This window comes from Malonomonas rubra DSM 5091 (genome assembly GCF_900142125.1).
In the GTDB taxonomy this organism is placed as follows: Bacteria; Desulfobacterota; Desulfuromonadia; order Desulfuromonadales; family Geopsychrobacteraceae; genus Malonomonas; species Malonomonas rubra.
Window position 1 is genome coordinate 280,932 of record NZ_FQZT01000002.1, and the last position, 18,509, is coordinate 299,440.

19 protein-coding genes are annotated in these 18,509 nt (G+C 53.5%); 8 read left to right on the forward strand and 11 right to left on the reverse strand.

Annotated elements, in window-relative coordinates:
• Window positions 1–18: 18 nt before the first annotated feature.
• Window positions 19–1,842, reverse strand: a complete 1,824-nt coding sequence (locus BUB13_RS04130; protein WP_072905894.1) for a diguanylate cyclase domain-containing protein — start codon at window positions 1,840–1,842, stop codon at window positions 19–21.
• 166 nt (window positions 1,843–2,008) lie between these two features.
• On the opposite strand from BUB13_RS04130, the gene BUB13_RS04135 reads away from it, so the two are divergent.
• From BUB13_RS04135 to BUB13_RS04170, 8 genes are all read left to right on the forward strand, one after another.
• Window positions 2,009–3,070 (forward strand): hypothetical protein, encoded by a 1,062-nt coding sequence (locus BUB13_RS04135; protein WP_072905896.1) that lies wholly within the window; start codon window positions 2,009–2,011, stop codon window positions 3,068–3,070.
• Window positions 3,060–4,256: a vWA domain-containing protein gene (locus BUB13_RS04140; protein WP_072905898.1), complete on the forward strand. Its 1,197-nt coding sequence runs from the start codon at window positions 3,060–3,062 to the stop codon at window positions 4,254–4,256. The genes BUB13_RS04135 and BUB13_RS04140 overlap by 11 nt, the downstream gene beginning before the upstream one ends.
• Window positions 4,257–4,259: 3 nt before the next feature.
• On the forward strand, window positions 4,260–4,673 hold the full coding sequence (locus tag BUB13_RS04145) for a hypothetical protein (protein ID WP_072905900.1): 414 nt from the start codon (window positions 4,260–4,262) through the stop codon (window positions 4,671–4,673).
• 198 nt (window positions 4,674–4,871) lie between these two features.
• Complete coding sequence (locus tag BUB13_RS04150) at window positions 4,872–7,058, forward strand: EAL domain-containing protein (RefSeq protein ID WP_072905902.1); 2,187 nt, start codon at window positions 4,872–4,874, stop codon at window positions 7,056–7,058.
• 116 nt (window positions 7,059–7,174) lie between these two features.
• Window positions 7,175–7,684 carry a peptidylprolyl isomerase gene (locus tag BUB13_RS04155; RefSeq protein WP_072905904.1) on the forward strand — a complete coding sequence of 170 codons (510 nt, stop codon included), beginning with the start codon at window positions 7,175–7,177 and terminating at the stop codon, window positions 7,682–7,684.
• Between the two features lie 158 nt (window positions 7,685–7,842).
• On the forward strand, window positions 7,843–8,409 hold the full coding sequence (locus BUB13_RS04160; RefSeq protein ID WP_072905906.1) for a manganese efflux pump MntP: 567 nt from the start codon (window positions 7,843–7,845) through the stop codon (window positions 8,407–8,409).
• A 10-nt stretch (window positions 8,410–8,419) separates the two neighbouring features.
• The gene (locus BUB13_RS04165; protein ID WP_072905908.1) at window positions 8,420–9,457 is read left to right on the forward strand and encodes an agmatine deiminase family protein; all 1,038 of its coding nucleotides are present in this window, start codon (window positions 8,420–8,422) and stop codon (window positions 9,455–9,457) included.
• The gene (locus BUB13_RS04170) at window positions 9,454–10,338 is read left to right on the forward strand and encodes a carbon-nitrogen hydrolase (protein WP_072905910.1); all 885 of its coding nucleotides are present in this window, start codon (window positions 9,454–9,456) and stop codon (window positions 10,336–10,338) included. Before BUB13_RS04165 ends, BUB13_RS04170 begins: the two co-directional genes overlap by 4 nt.
• 59 nt (window positions 10,339–10,397) lie before the next feature.
• On the opposite strand, the gene metK is transcribed toward BUB13_RS04170, so the two are convergent.
• The 10 genes from metK to BUB13_RS04220 form a co-directional block, all read right to left on the reverse strand.
• On the reverse strand, window positions 10,398–11,567 hold the full coding sequence (gene metK / locus BUB13_RS04175; protein ID WP_072905912.1) for a methionine adenosyltransferase: 1,170 nt from the start codon (window positions 11,565–11,567) through the stop codon (window positions 10,398–10,400).
• Window positions 11,568–11,660: 93 nt separating this feature from the next.
• Complete coding sequence (gene ptsP, locus BUB13_RS04180; RefSeq protein ID WP_139249307.1) at window positions 11,661–13,436, reverse strand: phosphoenolpyruvate--protein phosphotransferase; 1,776 nt, start codon at window positions 13,434–13,436, stop codon at window positions 11,661–11,663.
• On the reverse strand, window positions 13,423–13,689 hold the full coding sequence (locus tag BUB13_RS04185) for an HPr family phosphocarrier protein (protein WP_072905916.1): 267 nt from the start codon (window positions 13,687–13,689) through the stop codon (window positions 13,423–13,425). Before BUB13_RS04185 ends, ptsP begins: the two co-directional genes overlap by 14 nt.
• A gap of 14 nt (window positions 13,690–13,703) precedes the next feature.
• Window positions 13,704–14,477, reverse strand: a complete 774-nt coding sequence (locus tag BUB13_RS04190; protein WP_072905918.1) for a PTS system mannose/fructose/sorbose family transporter subunit IID — start codon at window positions 14,475–14,477, stop codon at window positions 13,704–13,706.
• A gap of 2 nt (window positions 14,478–14,479) precedes the next feature.
• A complete protein-coding gene (locus BUB13_RS04195; protein ID WP_072905920.1) occupies window positions 14,480–15,172 on the reverse strand; it encodes a PTS sugar transporter subunit IIC in 693 nt (230 codons plus the stop codon).
• On the reverse strand, window positions 15,169–15,663 hold the full coding sequence (locus tag BUB13_RS04200) for a PTS sugar transporter subunit IIB (protein WP_072905922.1): 495 nt from the start codon (window positions 15,661–15,663) through the stop codon (window positions 15,169–15,171). The genes BUB13_RS04195 and BUB13_RS04200 overlap by 4 nt, the downstream gene beginning before the upstream one ends.
• 19 nt (window positions 15,664–15,682) lie before the next feature.
• A complete protein-coding gene (locus BUB13_RS04205; protein ID WP_072905924.1) occupies window positions 15,683–16,078 on the reverse strand; it encodes a PTS sugar transporter subunit IIA in 396 nt (131 codons plus the stop codon).
• A gap of 3 nt (window positions 16,079–16,081) precedes the next feature.
• Window positions 16,082–16,942, reverse strand: coding sequence for an RNase adapter RapZ (gene rapZ, locus BUB13_RS04210; RefSeq protein ID WP_072905926.1), 861 nt, complete (start codon window positions 16,940–16,942; stop codon window positions 16,082–16,084).
• Complete coding sequence (gene hprK / locus BUB13_RS04215) at window positions 16,939–17,913, reverse strand: HPr(Ser) kinase/phosphatase (RefSeq protein WP_072905928.1); 975 nt, start codon at window positions 17,911–17,913, stop codon at window positions 16,939–16,941. The genes rapZ and hprK overlap by 4 nt, the downstream gene beginning before the upstream one ends.
• 111 nt (window positions 17,914–18,024) lie before the next feature.
• Window positions 18,025–18,480, reverse strand: a complete 456-nt coding sequence (locus BUB13_RS04220) for a PTS sugar transporter subunit IIA (protein ID WP_072905930.1) — start codon at window positions 18,478–18,480, stop codon at window positions 18,025–18,027.
• Window positions 18,481–18,509: the final 29 nt, after the last annotated feature.

Genomic DNA, 18,509 nt, shown 5'->3' on the forward strand with positions numbered 1-18,509 from the left:
GCAGCAATGGGGAACAATTTATATTCTGGCAAAAGCGAACCGGTTTTTCCCCGCCCGCTTTGCATCGTACATGGCATTGTCGGCAAGCCCGATTAGGTCACTGGCAGTACTATCCTGACCATGATAAAGCACCGCACCAATACTGCAGCTGATCGACACCCGTTTGCTGCTGATATTGAATTTCTGCCGCAATGCAATGAGTAAGTGTTCACAGGCCTGCCGGACCGCGGCCTGATCTTCCACGTTCTGCAGCAGCACGGCAAATTCATCGCCACCGATGCGCGCGACGGTATCCGACTCACGCATGGTCGACTGCATCCGCTTGGCGACCTGCTGCAGCAATCGATCACCTGCTTCGTGACCAAAAGTGTCGTTGACCGGTTTGAACTGATCGAGGTCGACAAACAACAGCGCGAACTGGCCACCCTGCCGCCTGATCTGGGCCATGGCGACCTGCAGCCGGTCAATCAGCAAAGCGCGGTTCGGCAGACCGGTCAGGCTGTCATGGCTGGCCATTCGCCGTGCCCGCTCTTCCATCTGTCGGCGCTCGGTGATATCACGCACGATCAAGGTATAAAGTGGTCGGCCGGAAACAGTTCCGCACGAGAGGCTCAATTCAGTCGGAAACAGTTCACCATTTTTCCGCTGCCCCTGCACCTCCAGAGTCTGATCCGTCATCCAGGGAGAGTCTTTGCTCGCAAGCTGCTTCAGGGTCAGTGGACGACCTTTTTCTGCGAACTGAAGGAAGCAGGAGATCGGCATATTAAGAGCTTCACTGTGTGAGCAACAGAAGGTCTGTTCTGCCCCCTGACTCCAGAAACGAATCCGCTCGGCAGAGCTAACAGAAATAACCGCATCGACCGATGAATTGGCCACCGCGCGGAAATGTTCCTCCCGCTCTTCCAGGTCAAGCTCAACCACCTGAGCCCTGGTAAGGGCTCGAGCTTGCAGTATCAACGAACTGATAATACCGGCTGTTACCATCAATTGAAAAAACAGGTAGCTTAAAAAGCGATGCTGCCAATCGTAGAAAATCTGGTTTTTTGTCACCCCGACTGTCACCACCAGGGGCAATTCAGGGAGTTTCCGATATGCCATGATCCGGCGATTCCCCTCCAACCGGCCAACATCCGTCGTCAATCCGCTGCGAGAGGCTGCCAAATCCATCTTGAACAAGGATGTTTCAGCGAAAGATCGCCCGACCATCCCAGCACCCTCGGGGCGCTGCGCCAGCATCATTCCGTTTTCATGATATAGAGCAATCGTGCTGGCCATACTCTGCTCGGGATCGTGGTGCAAATCGAGGACAAAATCGGTATAAAGCAGGGTCACTACCCGTAACTTCTGGGCAGGCCGTTCAAATATCCGCGACAAGGCTATCTGCGCCCGTCCGGAATCATCATAAAAGAGGGAATCGGAGATCTGCAGAAGGTCACTGCTGTCGTTAAAAGAAAAAGCCGCCTTGGCATCAAAAGAACGGGAGTCGGTATTGCGATTCAAACTGAAAAGTGCAGCCCCGGTATCGACATCGATAATCGCCAGGCTGGAAAACGCGGGATAACGTAGCAGCCAACCACCGAACAGGCCCTGCAACTCCTGTTCAGTCCCCTGTCGGCAGTGCCGAATCATCTCTTGCATCAGGGAGTCGATCAAATCAACGATCTGGACCGTGTGAATTTCCAGCCCAAGGGCCAGGGACTGCAGGTTCTGCCCGCTCTGTTTCTGGATCGTCCTGTGATCACTGCTGAAAGAGAGCGCAAAATATCCCCATGACAGCAGCAGCAAAGTCAGCAGCAGTAAAGAGATATTGCGTCGTACTTTCGAAATAGGATGCGCGGACATGGGAGACTCCAATCGGAGAAAGACATGTATCACATTTAATTTTACAATAAAAAAACCTATCTGCACCCTTACTGCCCAGAAGTTTCTGACTGCCCCTTGCCCCCATTTCCGCCTCTATGCTATCTATAGCTGACAACTTAAGTCGCCTTTACCAAAGAGATAATTCATGAACATTGAGCAGATGAAAATTGTCCTCAAGGAGATCCTCACCAAAACCGACCTGACACCCTGTGTCGTCGGCCATCGTGGGGTGGGGAAAACAGCAGGTATCATTCAGGTTTGCCGTGAGATCGAGCGAGGCTACATCCCCTTGCGGCTTGGCCAGATGGAGGTAGGCGACCTGGTAGGTATCCCCTACCGGCAGGAGCAGGTGATGCACTGGTCTCGGCCGAGTTGGTGGCCGGAAGCCGACGCCGCCCCGACGGTCATTCATTGCGACGAGCTCAACCGGGCACAACAGGAAGATACCCTGCAGGCGATTTTCCAGTTCGTCGAGCCACCATCAGAGGGCCAGCAACGGTCTTTGCATACCCACAAGTTGGGCACACAACACCGCGTCGTGGTGGCAATCAATCCGCCGGACGGCAGCTACCAGGTCACCCCCCTTGACCGCGCCCTGCTTGACCGCATGGTGGTGCTGCAGGTCGAAACCGACGCCGAATGCTGGGCAAAATACGCCTACAAACAGGATTACAACCAGGACGTGCGCCAGTTCATCGCCGGCAATCAGCAGATGCTCTCGGCGAACAACAGCAGCTTCGACATGCAGGTTGAACCTTCAGAGAGAGCCTGGGAGATGGTCAGCGTCTTGCGTCAAAAATGTCGATTTCCACAGGAACTGGAGATGGAAGTCTACAGCGGCGTCATCGGCCGCGAGGCAGCTGTTTCCTTCCTGCAGTGGTGTGCCGAACAGCGCCTGCGCCCGCTTACAGCGGAAGAGATTCTCGACAACTGGAGCGAAGTCGCCCAGCAGGCTGCCGAACAGCGGGACGATATTCAAGCCGCCAGCATGAATGGGCTGGTCACTCGGCTGCAAGCAGATAATGAATTAAGCGAGATACAACAGGATGCGCTGGTCGCCTACATCGACGTGCTGCCGCGTGACATGCGATTTGGACTGGTCAAATCGCTACTGCGCCTGCCGCCGATCGCTGCTGTCCTCTGTCAGGACAAGTACGACAGCGTCATCCTGGAAACCATCCAGCGGATCAGCCAGGATGTCGCCTGACCGGCCGTTACAGGACACCATTGTCCGCCTGCTCAAGCGGCGTCCTTTTTACGGCCAGTTCCTCCTGCAATTCCGCCGTCGCCAGCAAACCGGCAAACGGGCTGTTGGGGTAACGATTGTCGATGCCACCCCGACCCTGATCGTCGATCCCGAGCGCTTTGCCCTGTTTCGTCCAGCCGAGCAGGAAGCCCTGCTGGAGCACCTGCTCAAGCATGTCCTGCATCTGCATCCCAGTCGTCGCAAAGAGCGCAATCCTCGGCACTGGGATCTGGCCTGCGATCTGGCGATCAATCCGGGGATCGAAAACCTTCCTCCAGAAGCGGTGCAGCCACACAGGTTCCGGTTGAAAGAAGGATTGGCGGCCGAGGAATATTACCAGGCGTTGATGCAATTGCCACAACTTGGCAATCAGGACGATGAGGGTTCAGGCGATCAGCAGCAGAAAAATGCTGAAAAAGACTCTGCTGATCAGGCTGATGAAACTGCCGATTTACGTGAAGCTGCGACAGTCGACGATCATCAGCATTGGCAGGAAGCCGATCGTACCCCGATTTCTTTGTCGGAGCAGGTGGTGCGACAGATGGTGCGCAACGCGGCAAAAAAGTGCCAGAACGAAATTCCGGGTGAACTGGAGGAGTTGATCAGCGGTTTTCTGGCACCGCCGAAGATCCCCTGGCAACAGATTCTGCGCCAGTTTGTCGGCACCGCTGGACGAGTTGGCCGCACCTCAACCTGGAAACGCAGCCACCGTCGCTTCGGGCACGACACACCGGGACTGCGCAAACAACAATTGCTCAACCTGGTAGTCGGTATCGATGTCAGCGATTCGACCGACACCCAGCCACTGCGGGAAAGTTTTGCCAACGAGTTGATGCAGATTGCCCGCGGGCGACAGTGCCGCATCAGCGTCCTTTACGCCGGCAGTCGCATCCAGAAAATCGACAAGTTCACCGGCAACCCACATGTGGCCGAAGTCTATCGTGGTGGCGGCTTCACTGACCTGCGCCCGGTTTTCGACTACGCCCGCAAAATGCAACCGCGCCCGGCCGCGATCATCTACCTGACAGACGGCTTTGGCCCGGCACCGGAACAATCAGATATCCCGACCCTCTGGGTGCTTTCACCCGACGGCAAGAAGCCGGTTGACTGGGGGCTGGAATTACATTTGGACGAATTGCAGGAGTAAACAATGTACGAAACCGACAAGCAGCAGACGATGACGGAAGACATGCTGAGACAGATGCTGGAAGAGGCTGGTGCCAAAACGATGAGTCGATCCGGCCGCAACGAGCATTATGGTTCACCGCGAGAATATTCCTTTGAAGTGAAAGCGATTTTCCCCAACAGCCTCGGCTTGCAGATCACTGCCCGTCAGTACAACTATCGCAATCCCTGGGAGACAACCGAACGGGTCAACGACCTGGTCGACGTTGCCCTTTTGCGGAACAATCAGTACTGTGAGCTACCCAAAGGCTATCCCTTTTACCAGGATAAAGACACTGAAGAAGAGGTCGACTATCAGCTGCTTCTGGAGATTATCGACGCTGTGAAGAACATCAATCCGAAGCTTTTTATGCTGCAGGAACTGACCGGCGATCTCTGATCGTCGAAAAAAACTCACAACGTCCACAAAATCAAAGTTAATATTGACTAATCATCAATTATTCCCGATAATTTAAAATTCAACGAATATAATTGCAATTTTCTCATAACCAGAAAACGAACCAAGCTTTCTGTGTTACACTTTGAAACCGATCAGAAAATTGCATTTTCATCCGTGCCTGACGGGGTAATTGATTAAATGAGCGAACGACAGAATCCTCTCATCCTGACAATCGACGACGAAGAGAACATCCGCGACAGCTTCCGCCTGTTTCTGGAAGATTTCGAATACGATGTCATCGAGGCGTGTAACGGCCGCGAAGGGATTGAAAAAATTGAGTCGGAGAAACCCGACTTGGTGCTTTGCGATCTGCGCATGCCGGACATCGACGGCCTTGAGGTTCTGCAGTTCATCAAAGATAAAGAGCTCGACACGCCGATCATCGTCGTTTCCGGGACCGGCGTTATCGGAGACGCTATCGAAGCAATCCGCCGCGGCGCCTGGAACTACCTGCTGAAACCGATCCAGGACATGTCGGTGCTGTTACACGCCATCAGCCAGGCGTTGGAACGTTCCCGCCTGATCGCCGAAAACCGGGCCTATCAGGAACATCTGGAAGAAGAAGTCGGCCGCCGCACCGAAGCCTTGCAGCGAACCATGCAGGAGCTGAATCAATCTCACCAGAAGCTGAAGGACAAAGAGGAAAAGTATCGCCTGATTTTCGAGAATCTGCAGGACGTTTACTTCGAAATTCTGCAGGACGGCATGGTCTACGAGCTGAGCCCGTCAATCTCCCACTTTTCTCTCTTCCAGCGCGATGAGCTGCTTGGTGAGAACATTAATACCCTTTTCCCCAGTACACAGAACCGTGACCGCCTGATGGCACTGCTGCGCAGTCAGGAAAGCGTCACCGACTACGAAATCTACCTGCAGGATAAAGACGGTACCCTGATCCCCTGTTCGCTCAACGCCAAGTACATGCAGACAATCGGATCACAGCTGGACAAGATTTGTGGCACCCTGCGCGATATTACCGAGCGGAAACAGGCTGAAGCACGCATCGAGTATCTGGCATATTTCGATGCCCTGACTGAGCTGCCGAATCGGCGCCTGCTCCTTGACCGGCTGGAGCAGAACATCTCTCGTGCCCGCCGCCACAGCTATTATGGCGCTATGCTGTTCCTCGACCTCGACCGCTTCAAAAACATCAACGATTCCCTCGGACACCCGGTCGGAGATGCCCTGCTGAAAGAAGTTTCAAAACGCCTGACGATCGACCTGCGCACCGAGGACACCGTCTCCCGCCTCGGCGGTGACGAGTTCGTCATGCTGCTCTCCGATCTCGGCACCGATCCGGTTAAAGCGGCGGCTGTCGCACAGCATAAAGCGGAAGCAATTCAATCGAGGCTGGCGGAAAAATACCAGATTTCCGAACATGTGTTGCACGTCACCCCCAGCATCGGTGTTGCCATGTTCCCTTCCAACGAGCAGGGGCAGGAAACCGGCAACGACATCCTGCGCTACGCCGACACCGCCATGTATCGCGCGAAAGATGACGGTCGGGACACCATCCGCTTTTTCCTGCCAAGCATGCAGGCTGCTGCCGATGCCCGCTTGGCGATCGAAAAAGAGCTGCGCTACGCTATTGAAAAAAACGAGCTGTCACTGTACTTCCAGCCGCAGGTCGACCAGCTTGGAAACATTGTCGGAGCCGAAACCCTGCTGCGCTGGCATCATCCGGAAAAAGGCTTCATCTCCCCGGCAACCTTTATTCCCGTTGCAGAAGCAACTGGTCTGATTCTGCCAATCGGCAGCTGGGTCTTGCGTAAAGCCTGCGAGTACCTGAAAGTTTGGGAAGACGCGGGCTTGCCGATTCAACACCTGGCCGTCAACGTCAGCCCACGCCAGTTCCGCCAGCCAGATTTTGTCGATCAGGTCCACAGTATCCTGAAAGATACCGGTGCAGATCCAGCCCTGCTCGGTCTGGAGTTGACCGAGGGGATGGTCATCGACAATGTCGTTGATACCATCGAAAAGATGCAGGCCCTCAAACAGCTGTCGATCGAGCTCTCTATCGACGATTTCGGGACAGGCTACTCCTCGCTGGCTTATCTCAAGCAGATGCCTCTGGACATCCTCAAAATCGATCAGTCATTCGTGCGCGATATCTCTACCGATGCCAGCGATGCTGCGATCGTCGACACCATTATCTCGATGGCAAACCACCTTGAGCTGCGCGTCATTGCGGAAGGTGTCGAAACTGAACTTGAGCTGGCTTTCCTCGCTGGCAAAGGTTGCAAAATGTACCAGGGTTACCACTTCAGCCGCCCTGTCCCCGATAAAGAATTCACGAAACAACTTAATGCCGGGACGGTTTTCCACTAAAACCATCCCGGCTGCCGAAGCACCTCCCCCATTTTTCCTTTGCCTGCCCCGCCAAACCCGATATGATTGCCGCGATCATGTAACGGCAATAGAAATCAATTTTTAAGGAGCAGACGATGAGCGCAACCACCACCGTCCGCATGCAGACCAGCATGGGACAGATTACTATCGAACTGGACAATGAAAACGCACCGATCAGCAGCGAGAACTTTCTTGCCTACGTTCGTGACGGCTTTTATGAGCAGACCATCTTCCACCGTGTCATTCCCAACTTCATGGTTCAGGGTGGCGGTTTCACATCAGCAATGAAGCAGAAAAAAACCAAGGCCGAAATCAAAAACGAAGCTGACAACGGCTTGAAAAACGAGCGCGGCACCTTGGCCATGGCCCGCACCCAAATCGTCGACAGTGCGACCTGCCAGTTTTTCATCAACCTGGTCGACAACGACTTCCTCAACCACAAATCACCGACCCCCAGCGGGTACGGATATGCCGTTTTCGGTAAAGTCACCGAGGGCATGGACGTGGTTGATGAAATCGCCAAAGTCGCCACCGGCAATTACGGCCCGCACCAGGATGTACCGAAAGATCCGGTATTGATCGAAAGCGTCAGCATTGACGAATAAAGAGTTATCCATGGGGGAAAGGAACCTTTCCCCCATTTTTTATTGATTATTTCCCCTGCCGGCAGACCAAATTTCTCCCCATGCCGCTTTGCGCTGACAACAAAAGTAACCCTGTGCTATAAACGCCTTTCAGTTTAACCCTTTAGCGAACAATCGACATGGACATCATCACTCTTTTCGGAATCGCCATTGCCCTGGCAATGGATGCTTTTGCTGTCGCCCTGAGTGCAGGACTGATCCTGCCAGAACTGACCGGCCGCCACCTGTTCCGTTTCGGCTTTCACTTCGGTCTGTTTCAGGCGTTGATGCCGATTCTTGGCTGGCTTGCAGGAACCAGTATCCGCGCGCTGATCGAATCTTTCGATCATTGGCTGGCTTTTGGCCTCTTGGTGCTGGTGGGTGGCAAAATGCTCTGGGAGGCGCGTCAGGATGATGAGGAAAATGAACAACCAAACGATCCGACCCGCGGTCTGTCGTTGGTCATGCTCTCCATCGCCACCAGTATTGATGCCTTGGCAGTTGGGCTAAGCCTGGCGATCCTCGGCGTCACCATCTGGACGCCGGCACTGGTGATCGGACTGGTTGCAGGGATTTTAACTGTCTGTGGCATGCTCCTTGGACGTCGTTTAGGGCGTGCCTGGGGCACCGGGGTAGAAATCTTTGGCGGACTGGTGTTGATCGCCATCGGTGTTAAAATCCTTGTGGAACACACTTTACTCCAATAACCGGATAGTCATGAAAATAACGGAAACAACAACCCGCTTGCCCGCAGAATGGGAGCCCCAGGATGCTGTTCTGCTGGCCTGGCCTCATGCTGGCACCGATTGGCAACCGATGCTGGCTGAGATTGCTGCAGTCTACCTTGAAATCACCAAAGCGATCCTACGCTTCGAATCGGTGGTGATTGCGACCCCAGAGCCGGATAGTGTTAAACAGCAGTTGCAGGCTAAAGGCATCCTCAACGACAGGGTTTTCATCTACCCGATTTCGACCAACGACACCTGGACGCGCGACTACGGTCCGATAACTGTTCTGCGTGACGACAAACCTGCCTTACTCGATTTCGGGTTTAACGGTTGGGGATTGAAGTTTGCCGCGGATCAGGACAACCAGGTGACAACGAAGCTTTGCCAAGCTGGCTGCTTCGGTAAAACGCCCAAAGAGATTCCAGGAATAATTCTCGAAGGGGGAAGCATTGAAAGTGATGGCCAGGGGACCATTCTGACAACATCTGAATGCTTGCTGAACAGCAACCGTAATCCGCATCTCAATAAAGAGCAAATAGAAAAAAAGCTGCAAAAAACTCTCGGTGCCAGGCGTATTCTCTGGCTCGATCACGGCTATCTTGCAGGAGACGATACCGACTCACACATCGATACGCTGGCCCGTCTCTGCCCGAACAATACGATGGTCTATGTAACATGCAACGACCCAAACGACGAGCATTACCAGTCCCTACAGCGCATGGAGCAGCAATTGCGTGAGTTTCGCACTGCAGAAGGGAACGCTTTCCGCCTGATCCCTCTTCCCTGGCCAAAAGCCTGCTTTGATGACGGAGACCGGCTGCCTGCGACCTACGCGAACTATCTGGTGATCAACGAAGCGGTGTTGCTGCCGACATACAATGATCCCGCAGATGCAACAGCGATCCAAGCTCTTGCCGAAGCCTACCCTGATCGGGAAGTCATCGCTATCGACTGTCGCCCGGTCATCTGCCAGCACGGATCGCTGCACTGCATCAGCATGCAAATTCCCAAAGGGGCTCTACTATGAGCATTTTAAAGGTTGGACTGGTTCAGCAAAGCTGCACTGCGAATCGCGACGAGAACATCGAGAAAACAAGTAAAGCCATCCGCTTCGTTGCTGAACAGGGTGCAGAGCTCGTCGTTCTGCAGGAATTACATACCGGGCTCTACTTCTGTCAAACAGAAGATACCGCTGTTTTCGATCAGGCCGAACCGATCCCCGGACCCTCAACCGAACAGTTCGGTGCCTTGGCAAAAGAGCTGGGCGTCGTGCTGGTCCTTTCTCTGTTCGAAAAACGTGCTGCGGGGCTTTATCACAACACCGCCGTGGTGCTGGAGAAAGATGGTCGTATCGCCGGAACCTATCGCAAAATGCATATTCCAGACGATCCCGGTTATTACGAAAAGTTCTATTTCACCCCCGGCGATCTCGGTTTCGAGCCGATCGTGACATCGGTCGGCAAACTCGGCATTCTCGTTTGCTGGGACCAGTGGTATCCAGAAGCGGCAAGGTTGATGACACTTGCCGGGGCAGAACTGTTGATCTACCCCACAGCCATCGGTTACGACCCGAATGACGACAAAGCCGAGCAGCAACGGCAGCGGGACGCCTGGATGACGGTTCAGCGCGGCCACGCCATCGCCAACGCGACGCCACTAGTGGCTGTCAACCGGGTTGGTTTCGAAAATGACCCAAGCGGCGCAACGGCCGGAGCTCAATTCTGGGGGAGCAGTTTTGCTGCGGGATGCCAGGGCGAGATTCTACTTCAGGCGAGCGAGACAGAAGAGCAGGTGTTACTGGTTGAAATTGATCGCGGAAGAACGGAACAGGTGCGACGCATCTGGCCTTTTTTGCGCGATCGCAGGATCGACGCTTACCAGGATTTACAAAAACGCTTTCGGGATTAAAGCGAAAAACGGCGAACCAAATTGGCTCGCCGTTTTCACATCAACATTTCTGAGATGATTTACAGGCCTGCTCGCGACTTGAGCGACTCGGCACGGTCTGTCACTTCCCAGGTAAACCCAGGCAACTCGCGACCGAAGTGGCCGTAAGCAGCAGTCTGACGATAAACCGGCTTGAGCAGATCAAGCTGCTCGATAATGGCCGCCGGACGCATGTCGAACTCAGCCCGGACAATCTCCGAAATCTGGTTGGATGGTATTTTACCGGTTCCATAGGTGTTGATCATAACCGAAACCGGCTCGGCAACACCGATAGCGTAAGCCAGCTGAACTTCACACTTGCGTGCCAGCCCGGCGGCAACCACGTTCTTGGCGACGTAGCGTGCCATGTAGGAAGCACTGCGGTCGACCTTGGACGGATCTTTGCCACTGAAAGCACCGCCACCGTGAGAACCCTGGCCACCGTAGGTATCAACGATGATCTTGCGGCCGGTCAGGCCACAGTCGCCCATCGGGCCACCGACAACGAAACGGCCGGTCGGGTTGATCAGGTAGCGAGTATCCCCATCGATCAGGTTCTCCGGCAGAATCGGCTTGACGACTTCCTCGATGATCGCATCCTGCAGATCCTCGTACTTCACATCCGGGCTATGCTGTGAAGAGACAACCACAGTGTCAATCCGCACCGGCTTGTCATCAATGTACTGAATCGACACCTGCGACTTGCTATCAGGACGCAGGAAATTCAGCTGACCGCTCTTGCGCACATCCGCCAGTTTCTTGGTCAGCTTGTGGGCTAAAGTAATCGGCATCGGCATCAGTTCCGGGGTTTCGTCACAGGCGAAACCGAACATCAATCCCTGGTCACCAGCGCCCTGCTCTTTGTAAAGGCCCTCGCCAGCGGTAACCCCTTGAGAAATATCGGGAGACTGCTGATCGATTGATGTCAGAACGGCACAGGTTTCATAATCAAAGCCCATCGCCGAATCGTTGTAGCCGATTTCCTTGATGGTTTCACGAACGATGGTCGGGAAATCAGCGTAAGCACTGGTCGTGATTTCACCAGCGATCATCGCCATCCCGGTCGTCACCAGAGTTTCGCAGGCAACGCGAGCAGTAGTGTCTTGCGCCAGAATGGCATCAAGGATGGCATCGGAAATCTGATCGGCTACTTTATCCGGATGTCCTTCACTCACGGACTCCGAAGTAAACAGAAAATCGGTCATCGGCATTGGGGTCATTCCTCCAAAATTATTTATGTCGCTGAAAATGAACGGGTAATTGTATTGATCGTGCCTGGTAGAGTCAATCTTTTTAACCCACCGTCAAATTAAAGACTGATCGAAGATATCGGGCAATAGTTCGCGCATCTTTCTATCCAGGTGACTGGACACTTCTTTTGCCGTCTGCAGTTGTTGCAGATCCTGCAAAAGAACTTCTCCATCACTTTTGGCAAGGCGGCGTATTACTCGTTTCACCCGTGGAATACTGCCTGGGTTCATCGACAACTCATGCAGACCGAGACCGAGCAGTACCAGAGCATAAATCGGTTCACCAGCCATTTCGCCACACAGGCAGACATCGATTCCAGCATTATTTGCGGCCCGGCAGACCATCTGCAAAGCTTTCAGAATGGCCGGATGCAGCGGCTCATACAAGTAGGCGACGTGCTCATTGCCACGATCAACCGCCAGGCAGTACTGGATCAAATCGTTGGTGCCGATAGAAAAGAAATCGACCTGTTCCGCCAGGACATCGGCCAGCAGAACCGCGGAAGGAGTTTCGATCATGATGCCGATTTCTATGTCGGGATCAAAGGCATGTCCGTCACGGGTCAGCTCGAGCTGTACCTCACGCAGTATCCTTTTACTCCTCTGCAGTTCAACCACCCCGCTGATCATTGGGAACATGATCCGCACCTTGCCGTGAACCGAGGCTCTCAGGATCGCTCTGAGCTGCGTGCGAAACAGGTTGCCCTCGCTCAGAGAGAATCGGATCCCACGCAATCCCATCGCCGGGTTGGCTTCGTCATGGACATTGAGCTGGGAAACAATTTTATCGCCGCCACAGTCGAGGGTACGGATCGTCACTGACTCCGGCTGCATTTCGGTAAGAATTTCACGGTATGCCTCAATCTGTTCTTCCTCGCTCGGGGTCTCATTGTGGCCGAGATAGAGAAACTCAGTACGATAGAGGCCAACTCCTTCGGTGCCATGTTTGCGGGAAACGGGAAACTCGCTCGCCATTTCCAGATTGCCACGCAGGGTAACCCGAACATTATCGGTTGTGATTGCCGGCAGATCACGGAAACCGTGCAGTTCTTTTTCCAGGTACTCGTAGGATTGCTTGCGCTTGAGATATTCCTTGAAGGTCTCTTCCGACGGCTTGAGGATGACGATTCCATTGCTGCCGTCAATAATCGCCGGAAGCCCGTCATGAACGAGCGAAGTAATGGTTTCCAGCCCGACAACCGCAGGAATTTCCAGAGAGCGGGCCAGGATCGCCGTGTGGGAGGTCTGGCCACCTTTGTCAGTCACGAAACCGAGCACTTTCTCCCGGTCCATCTGCATCGTTTCAGCTGGCGACAGATCGTGGGCGACGACCAACGCCTTGTGACCGATATCAGCAATGGAGCGCTCATTTTCACCGGTCAGGATACGCATCAGGCGGCTGCCGACAGCATCGACATCAGAGCTGCGATCACGCAGGTACTCATCTTCGATATTCTCGAACATCTGCCGCAACTTGCGTAAAGTACGTTTTAATGCGCCTTCAGAGTTGAGACCTCCCTGAATCTCCTTTTCGGTTCCCTGAACCAGCATTTCATCTTCGAGAATCAACAAATGAGTATCGAGGATATACAGGTGCTCGCGCAGGTGTTTTTTTCGAGAAACACTGGCTTTGATCTCCAGCAGTTGCTCACGTGCCTGCTGCAGTGCCCACTGAAAACGCTCCAGTTCCGCAGCAATCTCATCCTCTGCGATCGGCCACTCATCAATACTGGCGCTGTGGCTGAGCAGGTTGATCTCGCCGATACTGATGCCGGGGGAAACCCCGATACCGACCAGATAGGTATCTGTTGCAACTTCAGTCTTCGCCAAAACCGTCCTCAATCAGATCGGCGATCAGAGTCATCGCCCGCTCTTCGTCAGCACCCTCGACAACAACCGAAATCTCTGTCCCTTTCGGCGCTGCCAGCAGTAGAATCCCCATAATGCTTTTACCGTTAACCTCGACATCCTCTTTCTGCAAAGTCACTTCGGAGCTGAACTGGTTGGCGGTCTGAACCAATTGTGCAGCTGCCCGGGCATGCAGACCGAGACGGTTTACGATAATGAACTTTCGGCTTAACATTTATCTTTTTCCCTCTAAATCATTGCAACCAGGCTGGTAACATCTGTCCAGAACAGGCTAAGCAGAATAATAGTTGCGGCACTCAGCAGAACCAGTAGCAGCGTCGAAACACCTTTTCGAGCCAGCAGGCCAAGAACAATGACCGGCACTATTGCCAGCAGCCCAACCCAGCTGACCATGTCAATCCGCTGCAGATGCTGAAATACCAGGAAAGCGCTCAAACCACCGAGCACAACAACAGCCGCCTCCTTGGTATGAATCGCCCAATCCGGCAAACGTCTCTTCTGAAAGAACTCGACTGAAGCGATCCCCTGCTGATACCCCCGAATAAAGCCGGAAATACGAAATAACATCGGAATCAGGTTATAAAGAAACAGAAAAACCAGCGGCGCCCAGAGAATCCCCTTGGCAGCAAAAAACAAAGCTATACCTGCCGCCAGCGGGCGCAAACCACCCCAGAAAAGAGCGTCACCGATAGCGGCATAGGGAGCGGCAACCATCTCTTTGAATTCTTCGATCTCAACCGGAGGCTGCTGCCCTTTTGCCCTGTCCTCCTCCAGCTTCAAAACCGCACCAGCGACCAAAGGTGCCAAGTAGGGGTGAGTGTTGAAATAACCAAGATAATGCCTGCCAACCTCGGCGAGCTTCTCTTTCGGATACAGCTTTTTCAGCCCGGGGAGCAGGGCGAAAAAAAAACCGAGCCCTTGCAGACGCTCAAAGTTCCAACTGCCCTGCAGCAGCAACAGGCGGAACCAGATATGCACGCGTGTCCGTCGCAGCAATGCCATGTCTACACCAGCCACATCAGCAGAAAAGCCATGCCAAATGAGGCACAGAACAGGGTCAGGGCACGGCTGACATTGATGGTTCCGAGAATAACAGCAACACCGATCAGGGGCAGCGCCAGTTCCAGCCAGTTACTGGAGTGATACAGGGCGTTTTCGACCAGCGGCCAGATAATCGGAACTAACATGAAGGTGCCGATAACAACCACGGTGTAGGTGCCGAGTGTTGCAATCGCGAAATTTGTCATGCCTTTGAAATGCTGTACTTCAGCACGTAGGAACTGCCCATTAACCAGCCTTTCCTCGGCACTCAGCAGCAACCGAACATTGATCTGTCGAGCGATATGATCCAGATACTGTCCGACCTTGCCGAGGGGGATAGCAACCAGCAGGCAGAGCAAGACAATTTCCGAGCTTGGCACCTGCAGCAACCGCCCCAGATTAATGGCGATCACACAACTGGCAATGGAAACCTGGGTGTCATCCGGAGGGATTGCCGCGCCAACCGGCAATCGCGCCAGCCAGAGCAGCTCGACCATCATCCCGACCTGCAAACCGACAAGTGGTTCGCCCAGCAGCCAGGCAACCAAAGGTGCCGCCACTATCGGCCGGGAGATCATCACCTGCAATATTGCAGTGCGGTCCAGGCCACAGAAGAGCGCGACCATTGCGCCGATGAAAAAATCGAAGGCACTCACTGTTTCAGTTTCCGTCGGGGGACCAGTTTTTTCCAGGAACGCTCAGAATCAGCAGGAATGCAGCGTGCAGTGATTGCCACGCCGGCAACATCCAGCTCCTGCAGAAAACCGATATCTTCTTTATCGAGAAAGATTGTGCAGCTGAGACGAGTTTTACCGGCGCCGGCGTGCAGATTACCAAGATTTAAACGCTGATAAATCAGTCCGTTGCGGTAGGCGCGCAAGGCATCTGCCGTGTTCCCGAACAGCAGCAGAATTTTGCACTTTTCCAGTGAACCGCTCCCGAACAAAGCTGTGATTTCGTCGACCGTACCAATTTCAACGCGCATCCGACTCGGCACAGAAGCTTCCATCATCATCCGTTTCAGTGGTGAAGACGCAATCTCATCGTTTGCTACGACAATGCAATCGGCATGCACGTACGGAACCCAGGTTTCCAGCACCTGTCCATGAATCAGTCGATTGTCGATACGCGTTAAAACAAGGCTCATCTTACGACTCCAGCAACAATCATAACATTTCCATTGGTCGCATCACGGCGCTACGGCCGTAGTCTTTGAGCATGGCAGCCAAAGCTTCAAGTGCCTGGCTCCTGCGACCGCTGATCGCTTTCAAAAGTAAAGGCAGGTTAACACCGGTGACAATCTCAACCTTGCCGGGCGACAGAAGCTCAGCACTGATATTGGTCGGTGTACCACCAAACATATCGGTCAAAATGAGGACTCCGTCACCGTCTTCACCGACGATCTGCACCGAATGGGACAATTGCTCTTGCGCTGCCTCGAGCGCCGAACTGCGATCGATACTGACGGCCAGAAGTTTTTCTGCCGGACCAATGATCAATTCTGCGGCATTGATAAATTCGCCTGCCAGTTGAGCGTGGGTAACAACGATGATACCGATCATAAATCAACCTTTAGCGACATCCCGGTGATTGATCCGCAGGACAACTTCTGAGTCGGGAAAATCGGCGTAAAGCGCCTCGACCAGGGAGACACTGCGATGTCGCCCCCCGGTGCAGCCGATAGCGATAGTCAGATAACTCTTCCCCTCTTCGCGATAATGAGGGATCAAAAAAGCGAGTAACCCGTCAAGGTGGCGCCTGAAATCCTGACAGGCCTGCTGCCCCAAAACATAATCCCGAAGTTTCTGATCCAGGCCGGTCAAGGGTCGCAGATTCTCAATATAGTGAGGATTCGGCAAAAAACGGACATCAAAAACAAGATCAGCGGCAGGCGGCAAGCCATAACGATAACCGAACGACTCGAGGTTGACGATCAACTGCGAATCACTGTTTTCACCGATGAAGTTCAATATCAGATCACGCATCTGACGCGAATTAAGATTGCTGCTATCGACAATCTTTGTCGCCTGATTGCGTAAAGAGCGCAGCTGTTGCCGTTCTCGATCAATCCCGGCCTGCACCGTCTCCTCAGCGGCCAGCGGATGGGAACGACGAGTTTCCGAGTAGCGACGCTGCAGCGCTTCGTCGGAGGCTTCAAAGAACAGGATTTCGACCTCACAACCTGTTTTTTCCAGCTGTTTCAACGTCACCCGGTAATCAGCCAGGAATTCGCGGTTGCGGACATCAATAACCACCGCGACATCGGTCGCCTCAGCCAGCCCATCCTGTGCATGCTGGATGAATTCCGGCAGCATGACGAATGGCAGATTATCAACGACAAAAAAGCCCTGATCTTCCAGCACTCTGGCAGCGGTACTTTTCCCAGAGCCGGAGAGGCCGGTTATGATCAGCAGACGACGGCTCACTCGAGGTTATCTCCAATAATGGTATGAGCATGCAAACGTGCGGCTTCAGCCATCCGTTTTTCCAGCAAATCCTGGAATTCGCGTGCACTGTGATAACCCATCTCTTTCAGTAGCTGGTTACGTGCCGCTACCTCGACGATGGTTCCAGCGTTGCGCCCCGGGCCAACCGGAATACGCATAAAGGGTAATTCAACGCCATGAATGTTGAAGGTCTGCTCTTCCAATCCGAGACGATCGTACTCCCGACCATCCTCCCAGGGCACCAGTTCGATAGCCATATCGATTTTCTTCCGCTCACGGATAGCAGCCACCCCGAATAGATGCTTGATGTTAAGGATACCCAAGCCACGGATTTCCATATGGTAATGCAGCAGATCCATCCCTTCACCAAAGATAACCGATGGCAGCTTCAGCCGAACTTTAATGACGTCATCAGCGACCAGACGGTGACCTCGCAGAATCAGATCGAGAGCACATTCGCTTTTCCCGATACCGCTTTTCCCCTGCAGCAACACACCCACGCCAAGAATATCGATCAGAACCCCATGCAGGGTCGATGTTGGCAGCAGGCGCTCTTCGAGAAATTTTGTAATCAGGGAAATAAATGTTGAACTTAACGCGCGAGTGCGCAGGAGGGGCGTTTTATATGTTTCTGTCTGTTCAACCAGATAGTCGGGAACATCCAGATCTTTAGTAACAATCAGACAGGACAGGTTGCGGCTGAGAATCGCCCGAAGCTGGTCGATTGCCTGTTCTTTCGACATGCTGGAAAGAAAACTCAGTTCGGTCGACCCAAGCACCTGAATCCGATCCGGATGCAGACTGCTGCTGTACCCAGCTAATGCCAACCCCGGCTTCTGTATCCGCGGTACTGTAACGACATTGGTGAGGCCTTCTGCTCCGGAAAGGATCTCGAGATCGAGCCCCGCCTCTTCTTCGTCAAGAATTTCCTGGATCGTCAACTCAGCCATGATTTAACCCGGTCATTGAATGTTTAACGCCCATATGAAAAAAGGCCTGCAACCAAATTGACGCACGCAGCGGTTGCAGGCCCAAAGAGGTGTCCCTCTTACCTATCAGGCTTAAGCCTCTTCGTCAAGAATGACCTGATAAATGGCTTGCGGATCTTCCGCATCCATAAGCTTTTGACGCACGGCCGGATCCTTCAGCAGTTTGGAAATCCGCGCCAGTGTTTTCAGGTGCACACCGACCGATTCTTCCGGCGCGACAAGCAGGAAAAACAGATGGGCAGGCTGTCCATCCATCGATTCAAAATCAACTCCTGCGGAGCTCTTGCCAAAAGCCAGCATCAATTCGGGAATACCCGCCAGTTTTCCGTGCGGAATTGCCACCCCGTCACCGATACCGGTGCTGCCGAGTTTTTCACGTTCCTGCAGAACCTCGATCACCTCGTCCCGATTGAGCGAGGGTTCGCCGGCAATCAATGCATCGGTCAATTCGGCCAGAGCAAGATCTTTTTCTCGTGCCTGTAGATCCGCAACGATCGCTTGAGGGTTAAGCAACTCAGATATCTTCATACTCATCTTCTTTTTCTAAAACAGAATAA